At 63.4% G+C, this 12,207-nt stretch carries 12 protein-coding genes; 7 read left to right on the top strand and 5 right to left on the bottom strand.

Translation table 11 applies throughout. From position 1 onward, the window contains the following. Nucleotides 1-12 precede the first annotated feature (12 nt). Nucleotides 13-1,923 carry a potassium transporter Kup gene (locus tag LJX93_RS20645; protein ID WP_033699865.1) on the bottom strand — a complete coding sequence of 637 codons (1,911 nt, stop codon included), beginning with the start codon at nucleotides 1,921-1,923 and terminating at the stop codon, nucleotides 13-15. A gap of 236 nt (nucleotides 1,924-2,159) precedes the next feature. Between LJX93_RS20645 and rimO the strand changes: the two genes are divergently transcribed. The 5 genes from rimO (at nucleotide 2,160) to tsaA (ending at nucleotide 6,096) form a co-directional block, all read left to right on the top strand. Further along, nucleotides 2,160-3,491, top strand: coding sequence for a 30S ribosomal protein S12 methylthiotransferase RimO (rimO, locus tag LJX93_RS20650; RefSeq protein ID WP_156311211.1), 1,332 nt, complete (start codon nucleotides 2,160-2,162; stop codon nucleotides 3,489-3,491). A 110-nt stretch (nucleotides 3,492-3,601) separates the two neighbouring features. Beyond that, nucleotides 3,602-4,060 carry a GNAT family N-acetyltransferase gene (locus LJX93_RS20655; protein ID WP_033699869.1) on the top strand — a complete coding sequence of 153 codons (459 nt, stop codon included), beginning with the start codon at nucleotides 3,602-3,604 and terminating at the stop codon, nucleotides 4,058-4,060. A 112-nt stretch (nucleotides 4,061-4,172) separates the two neighbouring features. After that, nucleotides 4,173-4,883: an rRNA pseudouridine synthase gene (locus LJX93_RS20660; protein WP_033699870.1), complete on the top strand. Its 711-nt coding sequence runs from the start codon at nucleotides 4,173-4,175 to the stop codon at nucleotides 4,881-4,883. Nucleotides 4,884-4,932: 49 nt separating this feature from the next. Then, on the top strand, nucleotides 4,933-5,394 hold the full coding sequence (locus tag LJX93_RS20665; protein ID WP_033699871.1) for a DUF1456 family protein: 462 nt from the start codon (nucleotides 4,933-4,935) through the stop codon (nucleotides 5,392-5,394). Nucleotides 5,395-5,400: 6 nt separating this feature from the next. Next, complete coding sequence (gene tsaA / locus LJX93_RS20670) at nucleotides 5,401-6,096, top strand: tRNA (N6-threonylcarbamoyladenosine(37)-N6)-methyltransferase TrmO (RefSeq protein WP_047583258.1); 696 nt, start codon at nucleotides 5,401-5,403, stop codon at nucleotides 6,094-6,096. 57 nt (nucleotides 6,097-6,153) lie between these two features. Here tsaA and LJX93_RS20675 read toward each other — a convergent pair whose 3' ends face one another. The 4 genes from LJX93_RS20675 to LJX93_RS20690 all read right to left on the bottom strand — a co-directional run bounded on the left by LJX93_RS20675 (nucleotide 6,154) and on the right by LJX93_RS20690 (nucleotide 10,507). Further along, complete coding sequence (locus tag LJX93_RS20675) at nucleotides 6,154-7,476, bottom strand: dicarboxylate/amino acid:cation symporter (protein WP_033699874.1); 1,323 nt, start codon at nucleotides 7,474-7,476, stop codon at nucleotides 6,154-6,156. Between the two features lie 324 nt (nucleotides 7,477-7,800). Next, complete coding sequence (locus LJX93_RS20680; RefSeq protein ID WP_033699876.1) at nucleotides 7,801-9,147, bottom strand: ATP-binding protein; 1,347 nt, start codon at nucleotides 9,145-9,147, stop codon at nucleotides 7,801-7,803. Beyond that, nucleotides 9,144-9,821: a response regulator gene (locus LJX93_RS20685; RefSeq protein WP_033699878.1), complete on the bottom strand. Its 678-nt coding sequence runs from the start codon at nucleotides 9,819-9,821 to the stop codon at nucleotides 9,144-9,146. The genes LJX93_RS20680 and LJX93_RS20685 overlap by 4 nt, the downstream gene beginning before the upstream one ends. Nucleotides 9,822-9,901: 80 nt before the next feature. Beyond that, the gene (locus LJX93_RS20690; protein ID WP_033699880.1) at nucleotides 9,902-10,507 is read right to left on the bottom strand and encodes an outer membrane protein; all 606 of its coding nucleotides are present in this window, start codon (nucleotides 10,505-10,507) and stop codon (nucleotides 9,902-9,904) included. Between the two features lie 131 nt (nucleotides 10,508-10,638). Between LJX93_RS20690 and LJX93_RS20695 the strand changes: the two genes are divergently transcribed. Together LJX93_RS20695 and LJX93_RS20700 are read left to right on the top strand one after the other, a co-directional pair. Then, entirely contained in the window at nucleotides 10,639-11,430 is a 792-nt protein-coding gene (locus LJX93_RS20695) for a dienelactone hydrolase family protein (RefSeq protein WP_227696383.1), read from the top strand. 74 nt (nucleotides 11,431-11,504) lie between these two features. Then, nucleotides 11,505-12,206 (top strand): 4'-phosphopantetheinyl transferase family protein, encoded by a 702-nt coding sequence (locus LJX93_RS20700; RefSeq protein WP_033699882.1) that lies wholly within the window; start codon nucleotides 11,505-11,507, stop codon nucleotides 12,204-12,206. Nucleotide 12,207 lies beyond the last annotated feature (1 nt).

Raw genomic sequence — 12,207 nt, forward strand, 5'->3', positions numbered from 1 at the left:
TCAGGCACCCATTCAGATCTCGACCTGGGTGCCCAACTCGATCACCCGGTTCAACGGCAGATTGAAGAACCGCAGGTTACCGTTGGCGTTCTTGAGCAAGAACGCAAACAGGTTGCCACGCCAGCGCGACATACCCTCCAGCCGCGAAGCAATCACCGTTTCGCGGCTGAGGAAGTAGGTGGTGCGCATCGGGCTGAAGTCCAGATCCTCCAGATGGCACAACTTCAGGGCCGCCGGCACGTCCGGCTCGTCCATGAAGCCAAAATGCAACAGCACACGGAAGAACCCGTCGCCATAGGCTTCCACCTCGAAACGCTCCTGCTCCGGCACCCGTGGCCGGTCCTCGCTGACCACCGTCAGCAGCACCACCTGGCTGTGCAGCACCTGGTTGTGCAACATGTTGTGCAGCAGCGCATGGGGCACGGCGTCCGGCCGTGCAGTCAGGAACACAGCAGTACCTTCAACCCGGTGCGGCGGCTGTATGCGGATGCTGCTGATGAACACCGGCAGCGGCAGCGCCCCTTCATCGATGCGCTCGACGAGGATCTGCTTGCCGCGCTTCCAGGTACTCATCAGCAGATACAGCACACCACCTGCCAGTACCGGGAACGCCCCGCCCTGCACGATCTTGGGCACGTTGGCGGCGAAGAACAGCCCGTCGACGAAGAGAAAGCCCAGCAGAATCGGCACTGCCAGCACCGGCGGCCACTTCCATAGCAGCAACATCACCACCGACACCAGAATCGTGGTCATCAACATGGTGCCGGTGACCGCCACACCGTAGGCCGCCGCCAGGGCACCGGAAGATTCGAAACCGATGACCAGCAACACCACACCAACCATCAGCGTCCAGTTCACCGCACCGATGTAGATCTGCCCCTGCTCATCGCTGGACGTGTGCTGGATGTGCATGCGCGGAATGTAGCCCAGCTGGATGGCCTGGCGGGTCAGGGAGAACGCCCCGGAAATCACGGCTTGCGAAGCGATCACCGTGGCCATGGTCGCCAGCCCCACCAGCGGCAACAGCGCCCAGGACGGTGCCAGCAGGTAGAAGGGGTTGCGCGCCGCCTCCGGGTTCTGCAGCAGTATTGCGCCCTGGCCGAAATAGTTGAGCACCAGCGCCGGCAACACCAAGGCAAACCACGCGCGAGCGATGGGTTTACGGCCGAAGTGGCCCATGTCGGCGTACAGCGCCTCGGCACCGGTCAGCGCCAGCACCACGGCGCCGAGAATGGCCACGCCCATGCCGGGGTGGACGATGAAGAAGTTCACCGCCCAGCCTGGGTTGAACGCCCTGAGCACTTCCGGGCTCTGCGAGATGCCATGCACCCCCAATGCCCCGAGCACCACGAACCAGGCCACCATGATCGGGCCAAACAGCTTGCCGATCTTCTCGGTGCCATGCTTCTGCACCAGAAACAGCGCCACCAGCACCACCAGCGAAATAGGTACCACCCAGTGATCGATGCCGTCGAAGGCCAGGCCCATGCCCTCGACAGCCGACAGCACCGACACGGCCGGGGTGATCATGCTGTCGCCATAGAACAGCGAAGCGCCGATCAACCCGCAGATGACCATCAAGCTACGCAGCCGCGGGTGGGCCGCAGTCGCCCGCCGCGCCAGCGCGGTTAGCGCCATGGTGCCGCCCTCGCCCTGGTTGTCGGCGCGCAGGATGAACATCACGTATTTGAACGAGACCACCCACAGCAGCGACCAGAGGATCAGCGACAGGATCCCCAGCACGCCATCATGGTTGACCGGCACGCCATAGCCACCGGTAAAGACTTCTTTGAGCGTATACAACGGGCTGGTGCCGATATCGCCATAGACCACCCCGACTGCCGCCACGAGCAGGCCCAGCGACCGTGTCGCGCCCTGCTTCCCCGCGTGCCCGCCTTCGGCATGACTGCTTGCCTGAACCATCGACCACTCCCGCAGACGGCCCTCTCGGCCGATAGAATTCACCCCCACGCCAGGGCATGGCAGATGCCCGGACGCAACGGCGCGAAGCATAGCGCAGCGTTCGTCGCATTTCTGCTAGTCAAGTGACCTTGCGCTCGCTAGAATTGCGCACTTTTTGATCAGAGGCGCCAATAAGCGCCCGTCAAGATCGCCCCCGTTTCCGGCCGGGCGACCTGCATTCAATACCGAGGTTAGTCATGTCCACCACTACCGCCACCCCCAAGGTAGGTTTCGTAAGCCTGGGTTGCCCAAAAGCCCTGGTCGATTCCGAGCGCATTCTGACTCAGCTGCGCATGGAAGGTTATGAAGTCGTGCCTACCTACGAGGACGCCGACGTGGTGGTGGTCAACACCTGCGGCTTCATCGACAGCGCCAAGGCCGAGTCGCTTGAAGTGATCGGTGAAGCCATCAAGGAAAACGGCAAAGTCATCGTCACCGGCTGCATGGGTGTCGAGGAAGGCAGCATCCGCGATGTGCACCCAAGCGTGTTGTCGGTGACCGGCCCCCAGCAGTACGAGCAAGTGGTCAACGCCGTGCATCAGGTAGTGCCGCCGCGCCAGGACCACAACCCGCTGATCGACCTGGTGCCGCCGCAGGGCGTCAAGCTGACCCCGCGCCACTATGCCTACCTGAAGATTTCCGAAGGCTGCAACCACAGCTGCAGCTTCTGCATCATCCCGTCGATGCGCGGCAAGCTGGTCAGCCGCCCGGTTGGCGAAGTGCTGAGCGAGGCCGAGCGCCTGGTCAAGGCCGGCGTCAAGGAGATCCTGGTGATTTCCCAGGACACCAGCGCCTACGGGGTCGACGTCAAGTACAAGACCGACTTCTGGAACGGCCGCCCGGTCAAGACCCGTATGCTCGAGCTGTGCGAAGCGCTGAGCAGCCTGGGCGCCTGGGTGCGCCTGCACTATGTATACCCGTACCCGAACGTCGACGACGTGATCCCGCTGATGGCCGCCGGCAAGATCCTGCCGTACCTGGACATCCCGTTCCAGCACGCCAGCCCCAAGGTGCTCAAGGCGATGAAGCGCCCGGCCTTCGAAGACCGTACCCTGGCGCGCATCAAGAACTGGCGCGAACAGTGCCCTGAGCTGGTGATCCGCTCGACCTTCATCGTCGGCTTCCCCGGCGAAACCGAAGAAGACTTCCAGTACCTGCTCGACTGGCTGACCGAAGCCCAGCTCGACCGCGTCGGCTGCTTCCAGTACTCGCCTGTCGAAGGTGCCCCGGCCAATGACCTGGGCCTTGATGAAGTACCGGATGAGGTCAAGCAGGACCGTTGGGACCGCTTCATGGCCCATCAGCAGGCCATCAGCAGCGCCCGCCTGCAACTGCGCATCGGCAAGGAGATCGAAGTGCTGATCGACGAAGTCGAAGAGCAAGGTTCGGTGGGCCGTAGCTTCTTCGACGCGCCGGAAATCGACGGCAGCGTGTTCATCGATGGCGACCACGGCTTCAAGCCAGGCGACAAAGTGCGTTGCCGGGTGGTGGATGCCGACGAATACGACATGTGGGCTGAGCCTGTCTGATCAGCGTATAGGTCTGAAATTCCCGGGGCTGCGTTGCAGCCCCAACATCCGCCAGGCCCCCTCTGGTTTTTACATCTATGTTTTCCTCAATCCCCTTGAGGAATACACGGATGCGCCAGGTATCGACGCTACAAACCCCTCATCTTAGCGACTACCCCGAGCTGACCCAGGTCTGGGAGGACTCGGTGCGCGCGACCCATGACTTCCTGCCTGATGCCTATATCGTCCTGCTTCGCGAGCATGTACTGCGCCATTACCTGGACGCAGTGATGCTGATCTGCAGCAAGGACAGCCAGCAACGCATACAGGGCTTTGCCGGCGTGTCCAACAGGCAGGTCGACATGCTGTTCGTCGCGCCCGCCTGCCGTGGCATGGGCATTGGCAAGCGGCTGCTGCGCTACGCCATCGACGAACTCAATGCCGAACGCCTGGATGTCAACGAGCAGAACCCGCAGGCGCTGGGGTTCTATCTGCACGAAGGCTTCGAGGTGGTCGGCCGCTCGCAAACCGATGGGCTGGGGCAGCCCTACCCCTTGCTGCACCTGCGGCTGATCCGCACAGGGGCCTGAGCCGCCTGCCGTGTTGTCTCGCCTAAACGGCGTAAATGACACAGATTCCCAGCCCCTCGACCGCTCAGGCAGGTACAATGGCGGCCTTTCCCTGCCTTTGCGAATCACCGTCATGTCTGAGCCCGTCCGCCTGTCCAAACGCCTTATCGAGCAGTTCGGCTGCTCCCGCCGCGAAGCCGAGCTGTATATCGAAGGCGGCTGGGTCACGGTCGATGGCGTGGTGGTCGAGCAGCCGCAGTTCAAGGTCGACGGCCAGCAGGTCGCGCTGCTACCTGGCGCGCGTGCCGACAGCCTTGAGCCCGTCACCCTGCTGCTCAACCAGCCTGCTGGCCTGGACACCGAGTCGGCGCGTATCAGCATGACCATGGACAGCCTCAGCGAGGCGCACCGTGAAGGCGTACGGCCATTGCATGGGCATTTCACCAAGTTGTCCTGCATTGCCCCGCTGGAGCGCGGCGCCAGCGGCCTGCAGGTGTTCACCCAGGATTGGCGGGTTGCCCGCAAGATCGACGCAGACCTGCGGCGCCTGGAGCAGGAATACATCATCGAAGTAAGCGGCGAAGCCACGCCACAGGCGCTGGAGCGCCTGGCCCGCGGCATCATGCGCAACGACCGTGAACTGCCCAAGGCCAAAGCCAGCTGGCAGAACGAAACCCACCTGCGCCTGGCCTTGAAAAACCCGCAACCGGGGCAGATCTCCGAGCTGTGCGCCAGCCTGCGCCTGCAGATCATCAGCATGCGCCGCATTCGGCTGGGCGGTGTGTCCATGGGCAAGCTGCCACTGGCACAGTGGCGTTACATGGCCGCCAGCGAACGTTTCTAAGCAATACCGCCGCGCCAGATGGCACGGCTCAGAACAGGATTCGAGTCAAATGAACCACAACGATGTACTGCGCAGCCTGCGCTACATGCTCAAGTTCAATGATGCCAAGATGGTGGGCATCATCAAGCTGTCTGGCCTGGAGGTCAGCGCCGAGGCCTTGGCCAGCTACGTCAAGAAAGAAGAAGAGCCCGGCTTCGTGCGCTGCCCTGACCCGGTCATGGCGCACTTTCTGGATGGCCTGGTGATTCACCGTCGCGGCAAGGACGACAGCCGCCCGGCCCAGCCGGTGGAGCTGCCGGTGACCAACAACACCATCCTGAAAAAACTGCGGGTAGCGTTCGAACTCAAGGAAGAAGACCTGCATGTCATCCTCAATTCGGTCAAGTTCCCGGTCTCCAAACCCGAACTCAGCGCCTTGTTCCGCAAAGTCGGCCATGACAACTACCGCCCGTGCGGCGACCAGTTGCTGCGCAACTTCCTCAAGGGCCTGACCCTGCGCGTGCGCGGCTGAGTGGCCATGCAGCATACGGTTTCACCGGTCGGCATCGTCCGCTCGTGCTTCAAGGAAAAGTTCGCCATCCCGCGCCAGCCGCAGTTGGCACCGGCGGCGCGTGGTGTGCTGGAGTTGCTGCCGCCGTTCGACCAGGGTGATGCAGTGGCGGGGCTGGAACAGGTCAGCCATGTGTGGCTGCTGTTTCTGTTTCACCAGGCCCTGGAAGACAAACCACGCCTGAAAGTGCGGCCACCCCGCCTCGGCGGCAACAAGAGCATGGGGGTGTTCGCCACCCGCGCCACCCACAGGCCCAACGGTATCGGCCAGTCGGTGGTACGCCTGGAGGGCGTTGAGCCTGGGCGCCTGCTGCTGTCCGGGATCGACTTGCTCGATGGCACCCCAGTGCTGGATATCAAGCCCTACGTACCGTACGCCGACAGTGTTGCCGGCGCCAGCAACCTGATGGCCAGCGAAGCGCCTGACGCAATCGCCGTGCAGTGGCACGACAATGCCCTGCCCCAGGCCCGCGCGCATGCACTGCGCCTGGGTGAGCCGCTGGTGGAACTGATCGAGCAGTGCCTGGGGCAAGACCCGCGGCCGGCGTATCAGGTGCCACCTGCGGAGCGGGTGTACGGGGTGAAGTTCTGGGATGTGCAGGTGCGCTGGCATTATCCGCAGCCCACGCTGATCCGGGTGCTGGAAGTGGTCCAGGACTGTTGATCGACCCACCACGAAAAAGGCGACCCGAAGGTCGCCTTTTTCATTTCAGTTGCGCGATCAGCGAGCCGGGCCTTCGGCCACGCCGAGGTCGTCGGTCGGGCGGGTATCTTCCAGCGGGGCGCCACCGGAAGCCAGTTCCGAGGCCAGCTTGTCGTTGTCCATTTCGTTGACCCACTTGGCCACGACCACGGTAGCGACAGCGTTGCCAACCAGGTTGGTCAGGGCGCGGGCTTCGGACATGAAGCGGTCGATGCCGAGGATCAGCGCCAGGCCGGCAACCGGCAGGTGGCCAACAGCAGACAACGTAGCGGCCAGTACGATGAAGCCCGAACCGGTTACGCCAGCAGCGCCTTTGGAGGCCACCAGCAGCACCAGCAGCAGGGTGATCTGGTGGGTGATGTCCATGGTGGTGTCAGTCGCCTGGGCGATGAACACAGCGGCCATGGTCAGGTAGATCGAAGTACCGTCGAGGTTGAACGAGTAACCGGTCGGGATAACCAGGCCAACCACGGATTTCTTGGCACCCAGGCGCTCCATCTTGGCCAGCATGCGGGGCAAGGCGGACTCGGAGGAGGACGTGCCCAGCACGATCATCAGCTCTTCACGGATGTAGCGGATCAGCTTGATGACGCTGAAGCCGTGGGCGCGGCAGATACCACCGAGCACCACCAGGACGAACAGCAGGCAGGTCACGTAGAAGCAGGCCATCAGGTAGCCCAGCTGCACCAGCGAACCCACGCCGTACTGGCCGATGGTGAAGGCCATGGCACCGAAGGCACCGATCGGGGCCAGCTTCATGATCATGTTGATGATGTTGAACATGACATGGGCGAAGCGGTCGATCAGGTCCAGCACCGGCTTGCCGTAGCTGCCCAGGCGATGCAGGGCGAAGCCGAAGATCACCGAGAACATCAGCACTTGCAGGATGTCGCCGTTGGCGAAGGCACCGACCACGGTGTTGGGGATGATATTGAGCAGGAAGCCAACGGTGGTCTGCTGCGCGCCGGCGGCGGCGTAAGCGGCCACGCTGCTGGCGTTCAGGGTGGTGACGTCGATGTGCATGCCAGCGCCCGGCTTGACCACGTTGACGACGACGAGGCCGATGATCAGGGCGATGGTGGAGACGATTTCAAAGTACAGGAGCGCGTAGCCGCCGGTCTTGCCTACCGACTTCATGCTCTGCATGCCAGCGATGCCACTGACCACGGTGCAGAAGATGATGGGGGCGATGACCATCTTGATCAGTTTGACGAACCCGTCACCCAGCGGTTTGAGGGCGACACCGGTTTCAGGATAGAAGTGGCCGAGCAGGATGCCGATGGTGATGGCGACCAACACCTGGATATACAGGGATTTGTACAGCGGCTGACGTGTCGTCATGGCTAATTTCCTCAAGTGTGCCGGTTTTCACCCTTCCCAGGGTGAGGGCACCTGAATCGCTAACCCTCCTGCACTTGGAGGGATTTGTCGTTGTGTTCGAGTTGCCTTTGCAGGCCTCTGCCAGGATCAATAGCAAGGGCAATGCCAAAATGCCCATGAAGGGTGCAAAGGCACTGTTTGCTAGGGGTCACTGCCCAACGACAGGGCGAAAATGCTGAGGAAGGCTGGCGGATATCCGCCCGGTGGCGGAATTTGTACAGGGGATGATGGCGGGAATCCGCCCGCTATGGGTTCCCCCGCAAAAGGGCTGCCCCTGGCCGCACATCAATCCAGCCTGAAGGTGACCCGGAACGCCGCGCCGCCCAGTGGCGAATCCCCCAGGCTCAAGCTGGCGTCATAGCTGTCGACGATATCCTTGACCACCGCCAGGCCGATGCCCTGCCCCGGGTGTTGGCTGTCCAGCCGCTCGCCGCGCTCAAGAATGCGCTCGCGCTGATCGGCCGGCACCCCGGGCCCATCGTCCTCGATGCACAGGGTCAGTTGGCCTGGCGCTTGTTCCAGGCTCACCCGCACCTGGCCCAAGCTCAACCGGTAGGCGTTCTCCAGCAGGTTGCCGAGCAGTTCCAATAAGGCGCCCTGCTCCATCGGCACCTGCGCGGCCTCGGGTATTTCCAGCAGCACGCTGACGCGCTTGTCCCGATAGACCTTGTCCAGCGTGCTGCACAAGCTGTCGAGCAACGGCTTGAGGTGCACGCTGTGGCGCACCAGGCCGCTCTTGCGCAAACTGGCGCGCTGCAGTTGATAGTCGATCTGCTGGCTCATGCGCTCGATCTGGCTTTGCAGCACCCGCGCCTGCTCGCGCTCACCACTGCGCTGGCGCAGGCTCTCGCCCACCCCCTGCAACACCGCCAGCGGTGTCTTGAGGCTATGCGCCAGGTCATCCAGGGAATCTCGGTAGCGCTGGCGTTGTTCACGCTCGCTGTGCAGCAGGCGGTTCAACGAACCGGTCAGGCGCAGCAGTTCACGCGGGTGCTCGCGGCTCAACCCGTCCCGCGCGCCAGCCTCGACCTCGTCCAGCTCCCGGCTCAGCCGCCGCAGCGAACGCAGGCCCCAGGTCAGGCCGGCCCACAGCAGTACCAGCAGCGCCAGCAGCGCTGCGCCAAAGCCCAGGTAGAGCTTTTCACGCAGGCCATCGAGGGTGTGCTGGTACTCGCGCACCGGTTGCAGCGCAACGATGCTGTAGGCCGCACTCTGGCCGCCGAGCAGTTTTATTTCGACGTCATAGACGAAGAACTCTTCGCCATCGCCTTGGTGGATGCGGGCGAACTCGTTGCCACGCCCGTCGTAGCGCGGCCGGTAGTTGACGTTCTGGTCTGCGGTGGCCCGCGACTGCCACACCAGGTGGCCTTCACGGTCGAAGATATAGCCAAGCAGGCCGGTGTACGGCAGGTTGTAGCGCTCGTCCGGCAACAGTGTCGGCATCTGCAACTGGCCGTGTTCGATGCGTGCTGCGGAGATCAACGTGGTCACGTCCGAGGCCAGGCGTTGCTCGATGGATTCCTGCAGGGCAAGGCTGAAGGCCTTCTGCAAGGCAGGCAGCAGCGCCAGCATGAACAGCAGCGCCAGCACTGCGGCCGCCAGCATCAGGCGCACCCGCAGGGAACGGATCATCGGCAGCGCTCGGTGAACAGGTAACCCAGGCCACGTACCGTATCGATGGGCTTGAAGCCTCGTTCGCCCTCGAGCTTGCGACGCAGGCGCCCGACCAGCACTTCGATGACATTGGGGTCACGCTCCTCATCGCCCGGGTACAGCTGCTCCATCAGGCGGTCCTTGGCCACCACCTGCTGGTGATGGCGCATGAGGTATTCGAGGATGCGGTATTCGTAGGCGGTCAGGGCCAGGGGCTGATCGTCCAGCGTCGCCTGCTTGCGGTTGAGGTCGAGTACCAGTGGCCCGGCGGCGATGGTCGACTGGGTGAAACCGCTGGAGCGGCGCAGCAGGGCGTTGAGGCGCGCTTCGAGCTCTTCGAACTGAAAGGGCTTGACCAGGTAGTCGTCGGCACCGGCGGCCAGGCCTTCGACCTTGTCCTGCCAGTTGCCACGGGCGGTGAGGATGAGAATGGGGAAGGTCTTGTCCTGGCTGCGCAGGCGACCAATGAGTTCGAGGCCGCTCATGCCCGGCAGCCCCAGGTCGATCACGGCCAGGTCAAAGTGGTACTGCTCGGCCTGGTACAGCGCTTCTTCGGCATCGGCCACCGCCTCGACCACATGGCCGCTTTCGCCCAGGCGCGTGTAGAGGTGATGGCGAAGCAGGGCTTCGTCCTCGACCACCAGCAGTTTCATGTGCAGCTCCTTTTTTATGGCCTGTACTGCCCTGTACGCGGGTTTACCCGCGCACAGGGCAGTACAGGATAACAACTACCTCAGAACTTGTAGTTGGCCGACAGATACGTCTGTGCACTGCTGGTCAGGCGCAGGGTGCCGTCCTTGGGCCCACCGCTTTGGCCGACTTCGGTCGCGGCATTGGTGCGCAGGTAACGGTAGCCCAGTTCCACCGACGCCTTGTCGGTAATCTCCTGGATCACACCGGCCTGCAGGCCGACCGCGTAGCCGTAGTCGGTATCACGGCTGGCACCTGGCGAATCCTGGGTCAGCTTGGTCATGCCCAGGCTGCCACCGCCGAACAGCTTGGTGGTGTCGCCCACCGGCAGGAACAGGTCATAGCTGCCCAGCAGGTTTTCCTGGCGCAGCTTGAGGCCGCTGTGGTCGCCCGAGACGTTGTCGTAGGTCATGTAGTAGCGACCCTGGTCATTGATTTTGCCCAGACGCACACCCCAGGTGTCGTCCTTGCCGATGATGCCGTCGGCGTTCAGGTTGTCGGTGTTGCGCTGCAGCAGGCCGGACTTGCGGACTTTGTCGCTGGTCTGGCCGTAGGTCAGGCTGGCGAAATTGTCATCGGCGGCCTGGACGGTGGTGATGCCAGCGGCGCAAACGGCCATGGCAGCGAGCAGGGTGTTGAAGGATTTCATGGCTTCGTACTCCAGTTGGATGCGCTGTTTCGGTCTGGAAGCTAGAGTAAGGAGGGCACCCTGAACCGTGACTGAACCCTGGCTGAACCGCGGCTGAACGAACCGTTTGCGATGAACAAGGAGTAGTGAACATGCGTGCCCTGCTGGCCTTGACCCTGATGTGCAGCGCCGCCCTTGCCCAGGCGCAAGTGGTGACCCGCGATATCCCCTACCAGGACGACGAAGGCAAGCGCTTTGTCGGCTACTACGCCTATGACGATGCGCTGGACGACAAGCGCCCGGGCATCGTCGTGGTGCATGAATGGTGGGGCCTGAACGACTATGCCAAGCGCCGCGCCCGCGACCTGGCGGCCCTGGGCTATAAAGCGCTGGCCATCGACATGTACGGCGATGGCAAGCACACCGAGCATCCGCAGGATGCCCAGGCATTCATGGCCGAGGCAATGAAAGACCCGGCAGCGGCGGCCGCGCGCTTCGACGCAGGCCTTGAGTTGCTGAAAAAGCAGCCCAACGTGAACAAGCACCAATTTGGCGCCGTGGGTTACTGCTTTGGCGGCAAGGTGGTGCTCGATGCGGCGCGCCGGGGTGAGAAGCTGGACGGCGTGGTGAGTTTCCATGGGGCATTGGCCACACAGACCCCGGCCAAGCCCGGCGTGGTCAGGGCCGACATACTGGTCGAGCACGGCGCGGCAGACAGCATGGTGACCGAGGAGCAGGTTGCAGCGTTCAAGGCGGAAATGGACGCGGCCAAGGTCAATTACCAGTTCGTCAGTATTCCTGAGGCCAAGCATGGGTTTACCAACCCGGATGCCGACCGCTTGAGCCATGGCGAGCATGGCGGGCCAGACATTGGTTACAACAAAGCGGCTGATGAAAGCTCGTGGAAGGATATGCAGGCGTTCTTCAAGAAGGCGTTCCAGTAATGATCGCTGGGGGCGCAAGCGCCCCCGACGCGCCCACCTCCCCTACAGCCGCTACGGCTGGCACAATACCCCCCATGAACACACTCCCCACCTGCTGCGCCCCGCTTCAGCACCACTGGCCCCTGCCCCGCCCGCTGCCAGGTGCGGTGCTGGTCAGTTGCGCCTTCGACCCCGCCCGCCTGGCTGCCGACGACTTCCAGCGTGCCGGCATCGTCCCCAGCGCCAGCCTGCAACGCTCGGTGGCCAAGCGCCAGGCCGAGTACCTGGCCGGCCGTGTCTGCGCCCGTGCCGCGCTGCAACGCCTGGACGGCCGCAACTACGTGCCAGCCAGCCATGAAGACCGCTCGCCCATCTGGCCCGCCGGCATTCACGGCTCGATCACCCACGGCCAAGGCTGGGCCGCCGCCGTGGTCGCCGGCCAGGGCAGTTGCCGCGGCCTGGGCCTGGACCAGGAAGCGCTGCTGGACGACGAACGCGCCGAGCGCCTGCTGGCCGAAATCCTCACGCCCGCCGAAATAGAGCGCCTGGACCGCCGCCAGCTCGGCCTGGCAGTGACCCTGACCTTCTCGCTCAAGGAAAGCCTGTTCAAGACCCTCTACCCGCTGACCCGCCAGCGTTTCTATTTCGAGCACGCCGAGGTGCTGGAATGGTCGGCCGAGGGCCTGGCCCGCCTGCGCCTGCTCACCGACCTATCGGCCGAGTGGCAGCAGGGCACCGAGCTGCAAGGCCAGTTCTGCCTTCAGGACGGCCACCTGCTCAGCCTGATCAGCGTCTGAG

Origin of the sequence: Pseudomonas sp. HN2-3 (genome assembly GCF_020691745.1) — a bacterium.
GTDB lineage: Bacteria > Pseudomonadota > Gammaproteobacteria > Pseudomonadales > Pseudomonadaceae > Aquipseudomonas > Aquipseudomonas capeferrum.

Bases quoted from the DNA above. Each gene is read 5' to 3' on its own strand.
- tsaA (WP_047583258.1), top strand. From the start codon at position 5,401: ATGCAGCATACGGTTTCACCGGTCGGCATCGTCCGCTCGTGCTTCAAG.
- LJX93_RS20655 (WP_033699869.1), top strand. From the start codon at position 3,602: ATGCGCCAGGTATCGACGCTACAAACCCCTCATCTTAGCGACTACCCC.
- rimO (WP_156311211.1), top strand. From the start codon at position 2,160: ATGTCCACCACTACCGCCACCCCCAAGGTAGGTTTCGTAAGCCTGGGT.
- LJX93_RS20660 (WP_033699870.1), top strand. From the start codon at position 4,173: ATGTCTGAGCCCGTCCGCCTGTCCAAACGCCTTATCGAGCAGTTCGGC.
- LJX93_RS20685 (WP_033699878.1), bottom strand. From the start codon at position 9,821: ATGAAACTGCTGGTGGTCGAGGACGAAGCCCTGCTTCGCCATCACCTC.
- LJX93_RS20645 (WP_033699865.1), bottom strand. From the start codon at position 1,923: ATGGTTCAGGCAAGCAGTCATGCCGAAGGCGGGCACGCGGGGAAGCAG.
- LJX93_RS20700 (WP_033699882.1), top strand. From the start codon at position 11,505: ATGAACACACTCCCCACCTGCTGCGCCCCGCTTCAGCACCACTGGCCC.
- LJX93_RS20665 (WP_033699871.1), top strand. From the start codon at position 4,933: ATGAACCACAACGATGTACTGCGCAGCCTGCGCTACATGCTCAAGTTC.
- LJX93_RS20675 (WP_033699874.1), bottom strand. From the start codon at position 7,476: ATGACGACACGTCAGCCGCTGTACAAATCCCTGTATATCCAGGTGTTG.
- LJX93_RS20695 (WP_227696383.1), top strand. From the start codon at position 10,639: ATGCGTGCCCTGCTGGCCTTGACCCTGATGTGCAGCGCCGCCCTTGCC.
- LJX93_RS20680 (WP_033699876.1), bottom strand. From the start codon at position 9,147: ATGATCCGTTCCCTGCGGGTGCGCCTGATGCTGGCGGCCGCAGTGCTG.
- LJX93_RS20690 (WP_033699880.1), bottom strand. From the start codon at position 10,507: ATGAAATCCTTCAACACCCTGCTCGCTGCCATGGCCGTTTGCGCCGCT.